The following is an 18,340-nucleotide window of genomic DNA, read 5'->3' on the forward strand; positions in this document are numbered from 1 at the left end:
TTTTTCGGAGAATTCCTCATGACACTGACCGGCCAAATGCTGATCGGCTCGACCCCCGTCCTGGGCGCGGGCGCCGCGCAATACGCCATCAACCCGGCCACGGGCGAACGCCTGGAACCGGCCTTCCCTGCCGGCTCGTCCGACGACGTCGCGCGCGCCGCCGAGCTGGCCCGCGCCGCCTTTGACCCTTACCGTGCCGCCCCGCTGGAAACCCGCGCGCAGTTTCTGGAAAGCATCGCCGAAGGCATCCTGGCGCTGGGCGACGCACTGATTGAACGCACGCACCTGGAAACCGGCCTGCCCGTGGCCCGCCTGCAAGGCGAACGTGGCCGCACCGTGGGCCAGTTGCGCCTGTTTGCGCGAGTCGTGCGCGACGGCTACTTCCTGGACGCCACGATCGACCCCGCACAACCCGAACGCCAGCCGCTGCCGCGCGCCGACTTGCGCCTGGCCAACGTGGCCCTGGGTCCCGTCGCCGTGTTCGGCGCCAGCAACTTCCCGCTGGCCTTCTCGGTAGCGGGCGGCGACACCGCTTCGGCGCTGGCAGCCGGCTGCCCCGTCATCGTCAAGGCGCACAACGCGCACCCCGGCGCCTCGGAAATGGTGGGCCGAGTGATCCAGGCCGCCGTCGCCAAGCACGGTTTGCCCGAAGGCACGTTCTCGTTGCTGTTTGGCGCCGGCAGCGAAATCGGCACCGCGTTGGTGTCGCACCCGGCCATTGCCGCCGTCGGCTTCACGGGCTCGCGCCGTGGTGGCCTGGCGCTGGTCGCCGCCGCCAACGCCCGCCCCGTGCCGATTCCCGTGTACGCCGAAATGTCCAGCATCAACCCCGTGTTCCTGATGCCGGCCGCTTTGGAAGCGCGCGCCGAAGCCATCGCCAAGGGCTTCGTGGATTCGCTGGCCATGGGCGTGGGCCAGTTCTGCACCAACCCCGGCCTGGTCGTGGGCGTGGAAGGCCCGGCGCTGGACCGCTTCCGCAAGGCGGCCGCCGAGGCGGTCACCGCCAAAGGCGCGGCCACCATGTTGACCCCGGGCATCTTCGCGGCTTACCAGGAAGGCGCCGATGCGCTGGCCAAGCACGCCAACGTGGCCACCCTGGGCCGGGGCGAAGCGTCCAAGCCGGCCTCCAACGCGGCGGGCGCGGTGGTATTCGGCACCGAAGCCGACCGCTTCCTGGCATCGCGCGAACTGGAAGCCGAAGTGTTCGGCCCCGCCTCGCTGGTGGTGGGCTGCCGCGACGTCGCCCAGATGACGGCCGTGGCCGAGCACCTGGAAGGTCAGTTGACCGCGACGCTGTTCGTGGACGATGCCGACGTGTCTCAGGCCAAGTCCTTGTTGCCCGTGCTGGAACGCAAGGCCGGCCGCATCCTGGCCAACGGCTATCCCACCGGCGTCGAAGTCAGCCACGCCATGGTGCACGGCGGCCCGTTCCCAGCCACGTCCAATCCGTCTTCCACGTCGGTGGGCGCCACGGCAATCCGCCGCTTCCTGCGCCCGGTCTGCTATCAGGACCTGCCCGACGCGCTGCTGCCCGACGGCGTCAAGCGCGCCAACCCCTTGTCGATCGCTCGCATGGTCGACGGGGTGCTGACGCCGGCTTGAGCAAGCAAAGAACGGCAGCCCGCGCCCGCGCAACGCGGCGCGCGGGTTGCCGCGGGTCCGGGCCGCAGGTCCGGGCCGGTGATCGGGGTTCAATAGCGGGGCCATGACGCCCCCGCGCCACACTGGTTTTTGCCCGAGTTGCCAAGCCGCCCGGCGCCGCGCAATAATCTGCGCTCGGTAAATAATTGATAAGTGTTCGCATTAGCATTAATGCAGGCACCTGTCGCGAGCGGGCGGGATCCTTGAGCGCTGCACCCCCTTTGTCCACGGACTTCGAACACCTGTACGGCAACCATCATCACTGGTTGCTGGCCTGGGTGAACTGGCGTCTGGGCAACGCGGCCGATGCGGCCGACCTGGCTCACGACGCCTTCGTGCGCCTGTTGACCCGCCCCTGCCACTTCGACAGCCCGCAGCAAGCACGCAGCTATCTGCGCAAGATGGCCAACGGCATGTGCGTGGACCTGTGGCGCCGCCGCAGTCTGGAACAAGCGTGGCTGGACGCGCTGGCCACCCAACCCGAACCCACCGTTTCGTCCGCCGAAGACCAGGCCATGGTCCTGGAGGCGCTGGGCGAAATCGACACCATGCTGCGTGAACTGCCGCCCAAGGTCGCGCACGCGTTCGTCATGGCGGTGGCGTGTGAAATGACCGACAACGAAGTCGCGGCAACGCTGAACGTGTCGCCGCGCATGGTGCGCAAGTACGTGGCGCGCGCCATGCTGTGCTGCATGAAGCTGGAAGCGCGCCTGGCCGCCGGGCTACCGGATGAGGGCGCTGCGGCCCCTGCCCCCGCCGCGGCGCCCGCAACACGCACAGCACCCGCAGCACCCGCAACACCCGCAGCACTCGCAACACGCACAGCACCATGACGGCCGTGGCATCCGTCGAACCGTCGCACCGCGTCATGGAAGAAGCCGCCGAATGGTACGCGCGGCTGCGCACCGGGCAGGCGTCGGCCGCCGAGCAGCAGCAATGGCGGCAATGGATGGAACGGGGCGCTGAACAGCGGCAAGCGTGGAGCTATGTTGAACGTATCGACCGCCGTTTCACCCCCTTGCAATCCAGCCCTGACCGCCACGCTGCCGTATCGGCGTTTCGCCAGGCGCGCACCGATGCGCCGCGCCGTCGCCGCCAGGTCCTGCTGGGTCTCGCCGGCACGCTGGGGCTGTCGTGGATCGGTTGGACCGCCTGGCGCCGGACGCCCTTGTCCGCGTTGGCCACGCTATGGGGCAACGACTACCAGGCGGGCGTGGGCGTAACCCGGCGGGTGACACTGGCGGACGGCACCACGGTCTGGATCAATGCGCTAAGCGCGTTCAACGTGGCGTACAACAACACCGAACGACGTCTGCAACTGGCGGCCGGCGAAATTCTGATCGATACCGCCAAGGACCCGCTCAGGCCCTTCTTCGTGGAAACTGGCCAAGGCCGCTTGCAAGCCCTGGGCACGCGCTTCTCGGTCAGCCAGGGCGATGCGGGCACGCTGGTCGCGGTGTATGACGGCGCGGTGCGCGTCAACCTGTTGCGCTCGGACGCCTGCGAGGTCGTCAACGCAGGCCAGCAGGCACGTTTTACGGCCGACGCCATACAGCCGTTGATGCCCGCCGACCCCGCCCGCGAAAGCTGGCGCCAGGGCCTGCTGCTGGCCAACGGCACGCCGCTGTCCGACGTGGTGGCCGAACTGCGCCGCTACCACCCGGGCCACCTGGGCCTGTCGCCCGTGCTGGGCCACCTGCCCGTCTTCGGCAGCTATCCGTTGAACGATGTGGACCGGGCGCTGACCATGCTGGCCTCGGTGCTGCCCATCCGCCTGCAACGCCCACTGCCCTGGTGGATCAGCATCGAAGCGCGCGATGCCTGAAGAATATCTTGCCAAGCGGTTCCGCATTTCGATGCGTCGTTCGATTTAGGAAGCAAGGGTTCTGGCAACGTCCGTTTCGTTGCCCGTCCACCCGCTTCCTTTATTGATCCTTCGCACGAGCGCACAGGTTTCCGTCATGTCCCACCGCTTTCCTTCCGCGCCCACGCTGGCGCTGGCCATCGCCGCCGTCTTCGCTCCCTGGGCGCCAAGCCTGCATGCGCAGTCCGCGCCCGCCACTGACTTGCTGTCCTTCGACATCCCCGCCGCGCCGGTGGGCCAGGTGCTGACCCGGCTGGCCAACGAAACCGGCATCTTGCTGGCGGCGCCGCCAGACCTGCTGGCCGGCCGCCAGAGCGGCGGCGTGCACGGCCGCTACACGCGCGGCGATGCGTTGGACCAGGCCCTGGCGGGCACCGGCCTGCGCGCCACGCGCGAGGCGCCCAACCAGTTCCGGCTGTCCGCGTTGCCCGCGGCCGGCGCCACCACACTGGAAGCCGTCACCGTGACCGGCAGCGCGCTGGACACCGGCCTGCCCCCCGCCTACGCAGGCGGCCAGGTGGCAAGCGGCGGCCGCGTCGGCCTGCTGGGCAACATGAGCGACATGGACACCCCGTTCAGCGCCACGCAATACACGTCCAAGCTGATCGAGGACCAGCAGGCGCAGAACATCGGCGACGTACTGGTCAACGACCCGTCTGTGCGCAACACCTATTCACGCGGCGCCGGGCGCGATGAGTTCAACATTCGCGGCTTCACCCTGTTCAACTACGACGTGTCGTTTAACGGCTTGTACGGCGTGTCGCCGCGCAACGCCAGTTCGCTGATCGGGGTGGAGCGCGTGGAAGTGCTGCGCGGCCCCAACGCCTTGCTTAACGGCATGGCGCCTTACGGTTCGGTGGGCGGCGCGATCAACCTGGTGCCCAAACGCGCCGGCCCCGAGCCGCTTAACCGCTACACCGTCAACTACATCGGCGACTCGCAGTTCGGCGCGCACGCCGACCTGGCGCGCCGCTATGGCGACACCCAGCAATTCGGCGTTCGCCTGAACGTGGCCGGCAGCGGTGGCGACCTGCCGCAAGACGGCTCCAAGGAAAACCTGGGCGCGGTAGCGCTGGGCCTGGATTACCAGGGCGAACGCTTCCGGCTGGACGGCGACATCAACTACCAGAACCGCACCACCGACGCGCGCAGCGGCTTGCTGTTCCCACCGTCGACCGGCGTGGGCATCGGCCCGGCGCCCGACGCACGCCGCAACTTTTTTCCGTCGTGGACCTATTGGAAGACCAAGGAATGGTCGGGCGCACTGCGCGCCGAATACGACCTGACGCCCGACTGGACGGTGTATGGCGCCATCGGCGCGCGCAAGCACGACTTTGAAAGCCTGCAAACCAGCTGGTTGATGCTGGACGGTAACGGCGACATCGGCGCCGTGCCTGCACGGCTGAACGAAAACCTGCTTAGCAAGACGGGCGAAGTGGGTCTGCGCGGGCGCTTCAACACTGGCGCCATCAAGCATGAACCATCCATCAGCGCCAGCGCGCTGGACATCGATTACTCATCGGCCCGCATCCGTTCGCGCACGGTGTTTTCAAACCTGTACGACCCGGCTGACCTGCCCAAGCCCGACATCGCGCGGCCGGGCGACTTGCCCAAGACCAGCGAGTCGCGCCTGTACAGCGTGGCGTTGGCGGACAAGATCTCGTTCCTGGATGACCGCGTGCAGGTCATTGCCGGCTTTCGGCACCAGCGTATCGAATCCACCAACTTTGACGCCGCCACCGGGCGCAGCACGTCTGAATACGCCAAGTCGGCCCTCACACCCGCCTTCGCGCTGACCGTGCGCCCCACCCAGCGGCTGTCGCTGTACGGCAACTACATCGAAGGCTTGAGCCAGGGCGGCACCGCGCCCGAAGGCGCGGTCAATGCGGGTGAAATGTTTGACCCGGAAATTGCCAAGCAGATCGAAGTGGGCGGCAAATACGACTTCGGCGAATTCTCCACGACACTAAGCGCATTCCAGATCGAGAAGCCCAGCAGTTTCCTGGACCCCGGCACCCGCCGCTACGTATCCAACGGCCAGCAGCGCAATCGCGGGCTGGAATGGTTGGTGCAAGGCGACGCCGCGCCGGGCGTCCGATTGCTGGGCGGCGTGGCCTATACCGACGCGCGCCTGACGCGCACCGAAGGCGGCGCCAATGACGGCAACTGGGCGCCCGCCGTGCCGCGCTTTCAGTTCAACGCGGCAGCGGAATGGGACACGCCTTTCCTGCCCGGCCTGACCGTCACGGCGCGCATGTTGCGCACCAGCCAGCAGTATGTCGACGTGGGCAACACGCAGACTATCCCGGGGTGGACGCGCTTTGATCTGGGCGCGCGCTACGCGTTCAACGCCAGCGGCACGCCGATGGTGGTGCGGGCAACGGTGGAGAACGTGTTCAACAAGAACTACTGGCAGTCGGCCGCTCGGGAAGGCCTGACCGTGGGCGCACCGCGCACGGTGCTGCTGTCGGTCTCGGCCGAGTTCTGATCTGCGCCGGGACCTGACCCACGCCGGGTTCGATCTACGCCGGGTTTGATCTACGCCGGGTTCGCCAGCGCCTCGCGCCGGCTATCGCGCGGCAGATCCACCCGGAAGCGCGTCACGCCGTTGCGCGATTCGGCGCCGATGCGGCCGTGATGGCTCAGCACGATCTGCTGCGCGATGAACAAGCCCAGGCCCAGGCCGTTGTGGCTGTCGGCCCGACGCTCGCCGCTGCGAAACGGGTTGAACAAATGCGGCAGCAAAGCCGGCGCTATGGTGCCGCCGTTGCTGACCGTGACCGTGAGCCGGTCGGCCACCGTGCCATCGGCGTGCACATGCACCGGGATGTCGCGGTCGCCATGATGCAGGGCGTTGCCGATCAGGTTGGCAAACACCTGGCACAGGCGGTCGCCGTCCCAGACGCCCGCCATGTCGCCCACGCATTCGCATTCGATCTGCCGGTCGGGCCGGCCGGTCTGCGCTTCGTCCACCGTGCGGCGCACCAGCGTATCCATGCGCTGTTGCGCCAAGGCCAGCGTCAAGCCGCCCGCCTGCCGGATGCGGGTAACGTCAAGCAGGTCCTCGATCAGCCGCGCCATGCGTTCGCTGCTTTGCAACATGCGCTGGGCCAGGCCGCTGACGCGGCCGGGGTCGTTTTGCCGCTGTAGCAAGGACGCGCCCATCACGATCGACTGCAAGGGCGTGCGCAGGTCATGGCTTAACACGGCCATGAACATCTCGTTGATGCGCAAGGCTTCGGTGCGTTCTTCCAGCTGCTGCGCCAGCGCGCGCTTGCGCTCGTGCAGTTCAAAGAACACGTTTGCCTTCATGCGCAGCATGTGCGGGTCGACGGGCTTGTACAGAAAGTCCACGGCGCCGCTTTCGTAGCCGCGAAACTGCCAGTTTTGTTCCCGCGAACCGGCGGTGATGAAGATCAGCGGAATATGGCGGGTACGTTCGCTGCCCCGGATCAGTTCGGCCAGCTCGAAGCCGTTCATGTCGGGCATCTGCACGTCCAGCAGCGCCAGCGCCACGTCACCGTGGTTCAGCAGCAGTTCAAGCGCTTCGGGGCCGGATTGGGCCTTGAGCACCTGGATCTTTTCATTTTGCAGCAGCGCTTCCAGCGCGATCAGGTTTTCGGGAACGTCGTCGACGAGCAGGCATTTGGTTCTTTCTTCTTGCGGTTTGGCAGATGTCAGGAACATGGTGTCAAAGCGGTTTAGGGTTACAGCACGCGCTGCGTCGGCAATCGGGCAAGCATGGCGGCGATCTCGTCGGGGGCCAGCGGCTCGTCCACCGCCAGCCTGGCCAACGCCGCTTGCGGCATGGTGGGCATCGAGGCGGACGACGGCAACTGCACCACGGTGCGTCCGCCGGCGGCTTGGATGGCAGCAAGGCCCTGCGCGCCGTCTTCGTTCGCGCCGGAAAGCAGGATGCCCATCAGCCGGTCGCCATAGCAGTCAGCAGCCGATTCAAACAAGACGTCAATCGACGGCCGTGAAAAATACACGGGCGCGCCTACCGACAACGCCAATCGCGGCCCCTGGTCCACCAGCAGGTGGTAATCCGGCGCCGCGAAGTACAGATGACCCGGCTGGATCCAAAGCTGATCTTCCGCCTCCAGCACGGGCAAGGCGCAGCGTTCACGAAAAATATCCACCAGCAGGCTGCGACGGTCGCGCGGCAGATGCAGCACAACGATCACGGCCGCGCACAGGCGCGCAGGCAAAGCCGGAATCAGTACGCTCAGCGCGTCAATGGCGCCGGACGAACCGCCGATGACGATGGCGTCCCACGGGCCCGCGGACGCATTCGCCACCGTTGCCGGCTGGGTCGGCGCGTCCCCGCTCACAGCCCGGCCTTTTTACGATAGATGCGTTCTTCAAGCACAAAGTCGTCAAAGTTGTCGGCCTGCCCCGTGAACCGCAGGGATTCGCGCGAGCCCAGGCCGAGAAAGCCGCGGTGCACTAGGGCTTCGTGGAACAGGCCCAGTGCGCGGTTTTGCAGGTCGCGCTCGAAGTAAATAAGCACGTTGCGACACGATATCAAGTGCACCTCGGCAAAGACGCTGTCGGTGGCCAGGCTGTGATCGGAAAACACCATGTGCTCGCGCAGGCGCTTGTCGAACACTACCCGCCCGTATCGAGCCGTGTAGTAGTCAGACAACGAGCTCAGCCCGCCCGAGCGTGCGTGGTTGCTGGAAAACGCCGCCACGCGGTCCAGGTCGAACACGCCTTGCTCGGCGGCGCGCAACGCATGCGGGTTGATGTCGGTGGCGTAGATCAGCGCGCGGTCCAGCAGCCCCTCTTCGGCCAACAGGATGGCCAGCGAATAGACTTCTTCGCCGGCGCTGCATCCGGCCACCCACACCTTGATCGACGGATAGGTGCGCAGGATGGGAATGACCTCGGTGCGCAGCGCCTGAAAATAGCCCGGATCGCGAAACATGTCGCTGACCTGCACGGTCAGGAACTGCAACAGCGCGGTGAAAACCGCCGGTTCATGCAGCACGCGGTCTTGCAACTGCGATAGCGTTTTGCAACCGAACTGCGTCAGCGCAGTGTGCAGCCGCCGCTTCAGGGACGCCTGCGCGTACTCGCGAAAATCATAGTGGTAATGATGGTAGATCGCATCAAGCAGCAGACGCTGCTCGATGTCGGCAATACGCGCTTTGGCAGAGGCAGGCATGGTGGTGTTCAGCGTAAAAAAGCGCGGACGCGGCGTTAGCTGCGCATCCAGACGCGCACCAGGGACAGCAAGCGTTCAACATCCAGGGGCTTGGCGATGTAGTCGTTGGCGCCGGCCGCCAGGCATTTCTCCTGGTCGTCCTTCATGGCCTTGGCGGTCAACGCAATGATCGGCAGGCGCCGCCATTCCGGCCGGTTGCGGATGTGGCGCATCGCCGTGTACCCATCCATTTCCGGCATCATGATGTCCATCAGCACCAGGTCAATCGCGGCGATGCCGTCCGTGCCGGCGCGCTCCAGCACGTCCAGCGCCTCGCGGCCGTTGCGGGCGATTTCCACGCGCAGGCCGGTGGGCTCAAGAATGCTGGACAGCGCGAACACGTTGCGCACGTCATCTTCCACGACCAGCACCGTGCGGCCCTCCAGCGTGGAATCGCGGCTGCGGGCCAGCTCCAGCATCTGGCGATGCTCGGGCGGCAGTTCGGCTTCAACCTGATGCAGGAACAGCGTCACTTCGTCCAGCAGGCGCTCGGGCGAACGCGCATCCTTGATGATGATCGACTTGGAGAAGCGGCGCAGGTGCTGCTCTTCATCGCGCGACAGCGCACGGCCCGTGTACACGATGACCGGCGGAAACGACACGCTTTCCTGCTCGGCCATCTGCTCCAGCAATTCATAGCCGCTGATGTCGGGCAGGTTCAAGTCCATCACCACGCAATCGAACGTGGTGGCGCGCAGCAGTTCCAGGGCAGCGGCGGCGGTGGCGGCGGGCACGATCTCAACATCGTTGCGCGCCAGCAACTGACGCACGCTTTCGCGCTGGCGGTCGTCGTCTTCCACCACCAGCACACGGCGCACGTGTTGCGTGAACTTGGCTTCCAGGCGGCGCAAGGCTTCAACCAGCTCTTCGCGCTTGACGGGCTTCAGGGCATAGCCGACCGCGCCGCGCCCCATGGCTTCCTGCGCGTAGTCCGCCACCGACACCACATGCACGGGGATGTGACGCGTCTGCGGGTTGCGTTTCAGTTGGTCCAGCACGCCCAGGCCAGAAAAATCAGGCAGGTTCACGTCCAGCACGATGGCGTTGGGCCGCTTTTGCGTTGCCAGTTCCAGGCCATCGGCGGCGGTATGCGCCGTCAGGCAACCAAAGCCCATTTCGCGCGCCAGGTCGGCAAGAATGCCGGCAAAGCGCTCGTCGTCCTCGATGACCAGAATGCTGCGTTCCGGCTCGGCGTCGCCGCCGTCGCGGGCGGGCGCCGGCGCATCGGGCGTCTTGGCGGTCGGCTGCGACTGCCGCGTTTCGACCGCGGCATACACCGGTTTGGCGACGCGCGGAAACGGCGCCACGCTGCTACGCGTTGGCGCGGGCGGCGGCGCGTTTTCCAGGCGCACGGGCACTTCCAGCGTGAACACGCTGCCCTGCCCCGGCGTGCTGGCCACGGTCAGTTTGCCGCCCAGCAGTTCGGCCAGATCGCGCGAGATCGACAGCCCCAGGCCCGTACCGCCGTACTTGCGGTGCGTGCTGCCGTCCGCCTGCCGGAACGCCTCGAAGATCAGTTCCTGCTGCTCGGCCGGCACGCCGATGCCGGTGTCGTGCACCGCAAAAAGCAGGCGGTCGCGTGCCGTGCGCGAGACGCGCAACGCCACCGTGCCGCGCTCGGTGAATTTCAGCGCGTTCGACAACAGGTTCTTCAGCACCTGGCCCAGACGCTTGGGGTCGGTGTGCATCGACTGCGGCACGGCGGGCTCGATATCCAGTTCCAGCGCCAGGCCCTTTTCCAGCGCCATCGGCCGCAGGGGTTCCATCAAGCGTTGCAGCGTTGAGGCGATGGTGACCGGCTCGACTTCCATCGTGGCCTGCCCGGCCTCGATCTTGGCCAGGTCCAGGATGTCGTTGATCAGCGTCAGCAGGTCGCTGCCGGCGGCGTAGATGGTTTGCGCGTACTTGACCTGTTCGGTGCTGAGGTTACCGGGCTTGTTGTCCGACAGCAGCTTGGCCAGGATCAGCGTGGAATTAAGCGGCGTGCGCAGCTCGTGGCTCATGTTGGCCAGGAATTCGCTCTTGAATTGGCTGGCCTGCGTCAGCTGGCGGGCCTTCTCGGTCAGCGCGCCCTGCACCCGCAGCAGCTGTTCGGTTTGCGCTTCCAGGTTGGTATTGGTTTGCTCGAGCTCGGTCTGCTGCAATTCCATGCGTGCCTGCGACTCTTGCAGGATGCGGCTTTGCTGTTCAAGTTCTTCGTTGCTGACGCGCAGTTCTTCCTGCTGGGTTTGCAACTCTTCGGCCTGGCGCTGGGTTTCTTCCAGCAGCGCTTCCAGGCGGGTACGGTCCTGGCCGGAACGGATCGCCGAGGCCAGCATTTCCGACGCGCCTTCCAGCAGGCCGCGTTCATCTTCACCCACCGGATGGTTAAAGCCCAGTTCGATCACCGCGTAGACACGGCCATTCATCATGGCGGGCGCCAGCACCAGCTCGGCCGGGTTGGACCGGCCCACGGCGGACGCGACTTCCAGGTGGCCCGCCGGCACGTCGCGCACGTGCAGCAGGCGGCGCGACATGGCGGCCTGGCCGGCCAGCCCTTCGGCCGGCAGGATCTTGCGCGCCAGCCGCTCGGGCGGCAAGGCGAACCCGCCGAACAGTTCAAGTTCACCGGTAGCGCGATCCAGCACGTAGCCCGCGCCCACCTCGGCGCCCAGGTATTCGGCCAGGTAATCCAGCGAACGCTTGCCGATTTCATCCAGGCGCAGGTCGCCCTGCAAACGCACGCTGAGACCCGACAAGCCGGTAGTGACCCATGACTGCCGCGCCTTGGCCTGATACTCGCGCACCGTCATGCCGGCGGACAACGCGATCAGGAACAACAGCAGGATCGAACCGCCCCACGAGTAGTAGGCCGACGTGGCCGCGGCCGTTGCCCAGGCGTCCCGCCCGCCGGCCAGATCTTCCATCTGCCGCGCGTACAGATCGCTGACCAGGTCGCGCAGGCGGTCCATCGCTTCCTTGCCCGCGTCGGTGCGCACCAGGGCCATGGCGCCTTCCGTGTTGCCGGCCTTTCGCATGTCGATGGTTTCGCTTAGCTCTTCAAGCTTCTGGCGGGTGATGCCTTCGATATCGTTGACGATGCGGCGCTGCGCCGGGTCGTCGGAGGTGGCGGCCTTGATCACGGCCAGCCGCTGTTCAATTAGCGGCAGCGCGCGCAAATACGGTTGCAGGTAAGGCAGTTCGCCCGTAAGCAGATAACCGCGCTGGCCGATCTCGGCATCCTTGACCGCCGAATTGAACAGGCTGAGCTGGCGCAACGTTTCCGTGCTGCGGTCCATCGCCTTGACGGCTTCGGTGCGGCTGTCGGTCGACCGCACATTGACGAAGGCGATGACCAAAGTGGCAAGCGCGGCCGTCAGGAATCCGACCAACAAAGTCCGGGGAAAGGCAGAACGGTTGGCAGGCTGCGACGACGATTTCGGCATGGTAGCGGGGCGGTTCAAGGTAGGGGCGAGCGCCGCTGCCCGACGACGCGGCGGCCCCAGATCATGAACGAGGCGCGGTCGTGGCTAACGGCCTTAAGCGCTGGACTATACCTGTTTTGAACGCGTCTCAAAATGTGGAACAGTGCTGAAACCGTCCAGCCTGCCCGCGCGGCAAAACGCGGGCCGCCACTACGCCCCGCGTCACCGCTTTGCCGCCGGATTCCCTTACTGAACCCGCAGCTTGCCGTCGGCGATGATCTTGGCCCATTTGGCCTGTTCGCCGCTCTGGAAAGCGGTGAACTGCGCGGGCGTGTTGGGCGTGTAGGCCAGGCCCAGGGCCTTCATCTTGGCGCTGACTTCGGGCTTGGCGATGATGCCGGCAATGGTCTGGTTCAACCGGTCAACCACAGCGGGCGGCGTGTTGGCGGGCGCGTAGATCGCCTGCCAGCTGCTTACGTCAAAGCCCGCGACACCCGCCTCCTGCATGGTCGGCACATCGGGCATGACCTCGGTGCGCTTGGCGGACGTGACGGCCAGCGCGCGTACCTTGCCGCTTTGGACATAGGGCAAGGCAACCAGCGCGGTTTCGAACGAGCTGGGAATCTGACCGCCGATCAAATCCTGAATGGCCGGCGCGCTGCCCCGGTACGGCACGTGCGTCAGGTGCGCGCCCGTCAACTGCTTGAAGACTTCGCCGGACAGATGCTGCGACGTGCCCTGCCCGGCCGAGCCGAAAGCGATGGTGTCGGGGTTGGCCTTGCCCGCCGCCACGACGTCCTGCACGGTCTTGTACGGTTGGTTCGCCCCCACAAGCAGCACGTTGGAAATGCTGCCCAACAAAATCACCGGGGCAAAATCGCGGGCGGCGTTGTAGTTGATGCCCGGCAACAGCGACGGGTTGATGGCGTGCGTGGCGATGGTGCCCAGCAGCAGCGTGTAGCCGTCCGGCTTGGCGCGGGCCACGGCGTCGGCCCCTAATACACCGCCCGCGCCACCCTTGTTTTCCACCAGTACGGTCTGGCTCAGGCTGGCGCCCAGTTCCTGCGCGATCAAACGGCCAAGAATGTCCGACGTGCCACCCGCTGCAAACGGCACCACCAGGGTGATCGGCTTGGCGCGTGGCCAATCGTCGGCGGCATGGGCTGACGCGGCGGCCAGGGTGGTCAGCGCCAAAGCGGCGAACGTGCGGCGCAGCAGGGGAATTGCCTTCAAAGCTTGTCTCCTTAGGGGTCGTCTAGTCTTGTACGTTGTCGTACGACTTATGGAAAAAGGAGAATACTTCGACGGCGGACCGGGTTTCAATCTAGGGTAATTCCGAATTCGTTGCGCCTTGCCGGGCGGTGTTTCATAGGGGCGACGTCGAATCCATGCTGCCGTTGCATTAAACCGGTTATATGTTGTACGATGACATACATCTACTCCAGGCCAGGGATTTTTCCAGGCCGTCCCACGGTTCTACTCCCCTCCTTTTTATTGGATGACAGGCATGACGACTCCCCAGGAACTCAAAGAAATCGTATCGGAAGGTTTGCTGTCCTTCCCCGTGACGGACTTTGACCAGAACGGCGATTTCAACGCCAAGACCTATGCCGCGCGCCTGGAATGGCTGGCCCCGTACGGCGCCACCGCGCTGTTTGCCGCGGGCGGCACCGGCGAGTTCTTCTCCCTGGCGCCCCAGGAATATTCCGATGTCATCCGCACCGCCGTGCAAACCTGCGCCGGCAAGGTGCCGATCCTGGCCGGCGCCGGTGGCCCCACCCGCACCGCCATCGCCTACGCACAAGAAGCCGAGCGCCAGGGCGCCAAGGGCATCCTGCTGCTGCCCCACTACCTGACCGAAGCCTCGCAAGACGGCATCGCCGCGCACGTGGAAGAAGTCTGCAAGTCCATCAAGATCGGCGTCATCGTCTACAACCGCGCCCAATCCCGCCTGTCGGCCGACAGCCTGGAACGCCTGGCCGAACGCTGCCCCAACCTGGTCGGTTTCAAGGACGGCATTGGCGACATCGAAGCCATGGTGCGCATCCGCCGCAAGATGGGCGACCGCTTTTCGTACCTGGGCGGGCTGCCCACCGCCGAAGTCTATGCCGCCGCCTACCGCGCGCTGGGCGTGCCGGTGTATTCGTCGGCCGTCTTCAACTTCGTGCCCAAGACCGCCATGGATTTCTACCGCGCCATTGCCGCCGGCGACTCGGACACCACCAACCGCTTGCTGGATGACTTCTTCCTGCCTTACCTTGAAATCCGCAACCGCAAGGCCGGCTACGCCGTCAGCATCGTCAAGGCCGGCGCCAAGCTGGTCGGCCACGACGCCGGCCCCGTGCGCGCCCCGCTGACTGACCTGACCGGCGAAGAGCTGGAAATGCTCAACGCCCTGATCAAGAAGCTTGGCCCGCAGTAAACGCGCAGCAAAATTCCAGCCGCTTGGCTGAGCAGAACGCCCTCTGGTTCGAGGGCGTTTTTTTTGCTTACGCCTACCTCGCAAAGATGCATTGCCGTTTGCTGGGCCTGTATGTTGTCATACAGGCGGGCTTTTGAATGAAGGTACGGCCATGGCGTTGCCGTGGAAGCGCCTTATTTCGCGCCTTGATCGCGTCTTTGTACAAGCCGGCGCGATGCCCGGAAAGCGTACACTTGCGGCTCCGGACGCGGGCATAAAGCCCGCAGCAACCGCCCCACCCCTATAAGAGAGACGATGGAAACTCCCGCCCGGCCCCGCCAGCGTTCGCGCCTGACAGACGTGGTTATCCAGGAACTGAACAAGCGCCTGGACGCCCGCACCTATCGCGCCGGCGACAAGCTGCCGTCGGAACATGCGCTGTGCGACGAATTCAACGTCAGCCGCACGGTCATCCGCGAGGCGGTCGCGTCGATGCGCCTGAGTGGTCGGCTGGTCAGCAAGCCGGGGATCGGCGTGTTCGTCACGGAAGATCGCGAAAAGCCCATCGACTTCGTCATCGAACCGGCTACCGACCCGCGCTGGGCACTGCATATCATGGAGTTGCGCGCCGGGCTTGAGGTTGAAGCCTGTGGCCTGGCGGCCGAGCGCCGCAGCGCCTCGGACCTGAGCGGCATCGTGGAAGCGTTCGACGCGTTCAACCGCGCCACGCGCGACATGGAAGCCGCCGTCAAGGCCGACTACGAATTCCACCTGTCCATTGCCAAGGCGTCCAACAACCCGCACTTTCCCGCGCTGCTGCGCGCAGCGGTGCGCGACGTCATGCTGGACTTGAACATCAAGCACGGCGGCAAGACCCCCGAAGAACTGGAAACCTACGAAACCCGCAACGTGCGCGAACACGAGGCCATCCTCACCGCCATCATGCGCCGCGACCCCGGCGCCGCGCGCGCCGCCATGGCCCGCCATCTGGGCGACAGCATCGCCCGATACCGCAAGCTGCTGTCGCAGGCGCCCGCCCAATAAGCCGGCTTGCCAGGGGAAACCGTGCCGGATTCGTCACCGCCCGGCGCGGAATTACGGGAATCCCCTTACTTGCTAGCTTGTATGACAGCTGCCATCATACGTCTCATGACTTGAGGGATTGAGCTCATGCCGGGTTACCGGCCAAAGCGCCCGCCCAAGCATGACTTTCGTTATGACCCTCGTTGTACAAGTACCGCCGATGAGTCCGATCCTATCTCTACGCACGACGTTCCAGCGCTACACGACGCGTATCCATCGGCATACCCCCTGACCGCCTGAGCCGGTCAACTCGCGCCCGTTTTCCCGGGCCCACTTCCTGCCCCTCGCCTTCGCGCGCCCCACCCCGGCCTTAGCCGGCGATCGGCTGCGCGTGCGCGACGGACGCCGCTTTCCCTGTCGCTTATTCCAAGCGTTTTCGACCCCCTCCCCAGGAGCATTCTCCATGCGTAAGTTTCTGACCACCGCCGTTGCGGCGACTTTGCTGTGCGCCGCCTCTGGCGCGCAAGCCGGCGTGACGTTCGATGCCGTCAAGAAAAAGGGTTTCTTGCAGTGCGGCTTTGCCGGCATTCCCGGCTTCTCGGTGTTGGACAGCAAGGGCGAATGGACGGGGCTGGACGTGGACATGTGCCGCGCCGTGGCCGCCGCCATGTTCGGCGACGCGTCCAAGGTCAAGGGCAATGTGTTGACCGCGCAAGCGAAGTTCACCGCCTTGCAGTCCGGCGAAATCGACATGCTGTCGCGCAACACCACGCAGACGCTGACCCGCGACACCACGCTGGGGCTGATCGGCGTGGGCGTGAACTTCTATGACGCGCAGGGCCTGATCGTCAAGAAGTCCATGAACGTCAAGAGCGTGAAGGAACTGGACGGCGCGACGATCTGCGTGCAGCCCGGCACCACCACCGAACTGAACCTGGCCGATTACTTCCGCAGCCGTGGCCTGACGTTCAAGCCCGTGCTGGTCGAGAACTACGACGAGAACTTCCGTCTGCTGGAATCGGGCCGTTGCGACGCCTACACCAACGACAAGTCCAACACCGCCGCCAACATGCGCACGCGCCTGGCCAAGCCGGAAGACTGGGAAATCCTGACCGAAAACCTGTCCAAGGAACCCTTGGGCCCGATGGTTCGCCAAGGCGACGAACAATGGTTCAACGTGGTGCGCTGGTCGCTGAACGCGATGCTGGAAGCCGAGGAATACGGCATCACGTCCAAGAACGTGGACGACATGCTCAAGAGCACCAACCCGAACGTGCAGCGCATCCTGGGCGTGACGCCGGGCATGGGCAAGAACCTGGGGCTGGACGACAAGTGGGCCTACAACATCATCAAGCAGGTGGGCAACTACGGCGAAAGCTATGACCGCGCCATGGGCAAGGACAGCCCGCTGAAACTGGAACGCGGCCTGAACAAGCAGTGGACCCAGGGCGGCCTGATGTACGGCTGGCCGGTGCGTTAAGCCCGGCCTTCCCTGTGCGCGGCTTCGCCCCGGTGCGAAGCCGCTTTTCTCTTTACCCGCAAGCCCGGCCATCGCACGGCCTAGTTTGCCCTTTTTACGTTGTAAACATGAACAGCATCGTCAACGCCCGCCTGAAACAGATCAAACCCTCGCCCAGCATGGCCGCCAAGATTGTCGTCGACGAACTGCGCCGCCAGGGCCGCGAGATCGCCGACTTCACCTTGGGTGAGCCCGACATGCCCACGCCCGCCCACATCGCGCGCGCCGGCCAGGACGCCATTGCCAGCGGCGACATCCGCTACACCAGCCCGAACGGCACCGTGGGCCTGCGCCGCGCCATCGCCAACAGCCTGCAACTGGGCTTGGGGGTGTCCTACGGCATGGACCAGATCACTGTGGGCGCGGGCGCCAAGCAGATCATCGGCGCCGCGTTGACGGCCAGCCTGGAACCGGGCGACGAAGTGATCGTGTGCGCGCCGTACTGGGTGTCTTACCCGGACATGGTGCTGCTGAACGAAGGCAAGCCCGTGGTTGTGACCGGCCCGGAATCGCAAGGCTTCAAGCTGGACGCCGCCACGCTGGAAGCCGCCATCACGCCGCGCACGCGCTGGTTGATCCTGAATTCGCCCAGCAACCCCAGCGGCGCCGTCTACAGCGCCGCCGAACTGCGCGCGCTGACCGACGTGCTGGTGCGCCATCCGCGCGTCTGGATTCTTAGCGACGAAATCTACGCGCCCTTCTGCTATAGCGGCCAGGCGCATGCCTCGCCCGTGCAGGTCGAGCCGCGCCTGATTCCGCGCACGCTGATCGTCAACGGGATGTCCAAGTCCTACGCCATGACGGGCTGGCGTGTCGGCTACGGCGCCGGCCCGGCCGAGTTGATCAAGGCCATGAGCACCGTCATGTCGCAAAGCACGTCCTGCCCCAGCGCGATCTCGCAAGTGGCCGCGCAGGCCGCCCTGGAAGGCGACCAATCCAGCGTGACGCAGATGGTGGACATCTTCAAGGCACGCCGCGACCTGATCGTGCGCCGCCTGAACGCCATTCCCGGCATCTCGTGCGCGATGCCCGACGGCGCCTTCTACGTGTACGCCAACGTGCAGGGCCTGATCGGCCGCACCGGCCCGGCCGGCGAACTGAAGACGGACCTGGACGTCAGCCTGTTCTTCCTGCGCGAAGCCGGCGTCGCCGTCATCGACGGCGGTTCGTACGGCTTGTCGCCCTACGTGCGCTTCTCGTTCGCGACGTCCACCGAAGTCATCGAACAAGGCATGGACCGCTTGGAAGCGGCCGTCAAAGTCTTGATGGCGGACTAAGT

The 18,340-nt window shown here is 65.6% G+C and carries 13 protein-coding genes; 8 read left to right on the forward strand and 5 right to left on the reverse strand.

What is annotated here, in order from left to right; all coding sequences use genetic code 11:
* Positions 1 to 18 precede the first annotated feature (18 nt).
* The 4 genes from V6F88_RS05105 to V6F88_RS05120 all read left to right on the forward strand — a co-directional run bounded on the left by V6F88_RS05105 (position 19) and on the right by V6F88_RS05120 (position 5,993).
* Positions 19 to 1,602, forward strand: a complete 1,584-nt coding sequence (locus tag V6F88_RS05105; protein ID WP_332608269.1) for an aldehyde dehydrogenase (NADP(+)) — start codon at positions 19 to 21, stop codon at positions 1,600 to 1,602.
* A 260-nt stretch (positions 1,603 to 1,862) separates the two neighbouring features.
* Complete coding sequence (locus V6F88_RS05110; protein ID WP_332608935.1) at positions 1,863 to 2,474, forward strand: sigma-70 family RNA polymerase sigma factor; 612 nt, start codon at positions 1,863 to 1,865, stop codon at positions 2,472 to 2,474.
* The gene (locus tag V6F88_RS05115) at positions 2,471 to 3,466 is read left to right on the forward strand and encodes a FecR family protein (RefSeq protein ID WP_332608270.1); all 996 of its coding nucleotides are present in this window, start codon (positions 2,471 to 2,473) and stop codon (positions 3,464 to 3,466) included. Before V6F88_RS05110 ends, V6F88_RS05115 begins: the two co-directional genes overlap by 4 nt.
* Before the next feature lie 136 nt (positions 3,467 to 3,602).
* Positions 3,603 to 5,993 (forward strand): TonB-dependent receptor, encoded by a 2,391-nt coding sequence (locus V6F88_RS05120; RefSeq protein WP_332608271.1) that lies wholly within the window; start codon positions 3,603 to 3,605, stop codon positions 5,991 to 5,993.
* Between the two features lie 50 nt (positions 5,994 to 6,043).
* Here V6F88_RS05120 and V6F88_RS05125 read toward each other — a convergent pair whose 3' ends face one another.
* The 5 genes from V6F88_RS05125 to V6F88_RS05145 all read right to left on the reverse strand — a co-directional run bounded on the left by V6F88_RS05125 (position 6,044) and on the right by V6F88_RS05145 (position 13,351).
* Complete coding sequence (locus V6F88_RS05125; RefSeq protein WP_332608272.1) at positions 6,044 to 7,192, reverse strand: hybrid sensor histidine kinase/response regulator; 1,149 nt, start codon at positions 7,190 to 7,192, stop codon at positions 6,044 to 6,046.
* 20 nt (positions 7,193 to 7,212) lie between these two features.
* On the reverse strand, positions 7,213 to 7,839 hold the full coding sequence (locus V6F88_RS05130) for a chemotaxis protein CheB (RefSeq protein ID WP_332608273.1): 627 nt from the start codon (positions 7,837 to 7,839) through the stop codon (positions 7,213 to 7,215).
* Positions 7,836 to 8,675, reverse strand: coding sequence for a CheR family methyltransferase (locus V6F88_RS05135; protein WP_332608274.1), 840 nt, complete (start codon positions 8,673 to 8,675; stop codon positions 7,836 to 7,838). Before V6F88_RS05135 ends, V6F88_RS05130 begins: the two co-directional genes overlap by 4 nt.
* A gap of 35 nt (positions 8,676 to 8,710) precedes the next feature.
* Positions 8,711 to 12,139 (reverse strand): response regulator, encoded by a 3,429-nt coding sequence (locus tag V6F88_RS05140; RefSeq protein WP_332608936.1) that lies wholly within the window; start codon positions 12,137 to 12,139, stop codon positions 8,711 to 8,713.
* Positions 12,140 to 12,364: 225 nt separating this feature from the next.
* Positions 12,365 to 13,351, reverse strand: coding sequence for a Bug family tripartite tricarboxylate transporter substrate binding protein (locus V6F88_RS05145; protein ID WP_332608275.1), 987 nt, complete (start codon positions 13,349 to 13,351; stop codon positions 12,365 to 12,367).
* A 274-nt stretch (positions 13,352 to 13,625) separates the two neighbouring features.
* Here V6F88_RS05145 and kdgD point away from each other — a divergent pair, with 274 nt between their 5' ends.
* From kdgD to V6F88_RS05165, 4 genes are all read left to right on the forward strand, one after another.
* Complete coding sequence (gene kdgD / locus V6F88_RS05150; protein ID WP_046807056.1) at positions 13,626 to 14,540, forward strand: 5-dehydro-4-deoxyglucarate dehydratase; 915 nt, start codon at positions 13,626 to 13,628, stop codon at positions 14,538 to 14,540.
* A 294-nt stretch (positions 14,541 to 14,834) separates the two neighbouring features.
* A complete protein-coding gene (locus V6F88_RS05155) occupies positions 14,835 to 15,563 on the forward strand; it encodes a FadR/GntR family transcriptional regulator (protein ID WP_046807055.1) in 729 nt (242 codons plus the stop codon).
* 442 nt (positions 15,564 to 16,005) lie between these two features.
* Positions 16,006 to 17,022 (forward strand): amino acid ABC transporter substrate-binding protein, encoded by a 1,017-nt coding sequence (locus tag V6F88_RS05160; RefSeq protein ID WP_332608276.1) that lies wholly within the window; start codon positions 16,006 to 16,008, stop codon positions 17,020 to 17,022.
* A gap of 107 nt (positions 17,023 to 17,129) precedes the next feature.
* A complete protein-coding gene (locus V6F88_RS05165) occupies positions 17,130 to 18,338 on the forward strand; it encodes an aminotransferase class I/II-fold pyridoxal phosphate-dependent enzyme (protein WP_332608277.1) in 1,209 nt (402 codons plus the stop codon).
* Positions 18,339 to 18,340: the final 2 nt, after the last annotated feature.

This window comes from Achromobacter sp. ESBL13, from assembly GCF_036668755.1.
Taxonomy (GTDB): Bacteria; Pseudomonadota; Gammaproteobacteria; order Burkholderiales; family Burkholderiaceae_B; genus Achromobacter.

Coding starts and splice junctions, on each gene's coding strand:
- V6F88_RS05140 (WP_332608936.1), bottom strand. CDS start 12,139: ATGCCGAAATCGTCGTCGCAGCCTGCCAACCGTTCTGCCTTTCCCCGG.
- V6F88_RS05105 (WP_332608269.1), top strand. CDS start 19: ATGACACTGACCGGCCAAATGCTGATCGGCTCGACCCCCGTCCTGGGC.
- kdgD (WP_046807056.1), top strand. CDS start 13,626: ATGACGACTCCCCAGGAACTCAAAGAAATCGTATCGGAAGGTTTGCTG.
- V6F88_RS05160 (WP_332608276.1), top strand. CDS start 16,006: ATGCGTAAGTTTCTGACCACCGCCGTTGCGGCGACTTTGCTGTGCGCC.
- V6F88_RS05125 (WP_332608272.1), bottom strand. CDS start 7,192: ATGTTCCTGACATCTGCCAAACCGCAAGAAGAAAGAACCAAATGCCTG.
- V6F88_RS05115 (WP_332608270.1), top strand. CDS start 2,471: ATGACGGCCGTGGCATCCGTCGAACCGTCGCACCGCGTCATGGAAGAA.
- V6F88_RS05120 (WP_332608271.1), top strand. CDS start 3,603: ATGTCCCACCGCTTTCCTTCCGCGCCCACGCTGGCGCTGGCCATCGCC.
- V6F88_RS05135 (WP_332608274.1), bottom strand. CDS start 8,675: ATGCCTGCCTCTGCCAAAGCGCGTATTGCCGACATCGAGCAGCGTCTG.
- V6F88_RS05155 (WP_046807055.1), top strand. CDS start 14,835: ATGGAAACTCCCGCCCGGCCCCGCCAGCGTTCGCGCCTGACAGACGTG.
- V6F88_RS05165 (WP_332608277.1), top strand. CDS start 17,130: ATGAACAGCATCGTCAACGCCCGCCTGAAACAGATCAAACCCTCGCCC.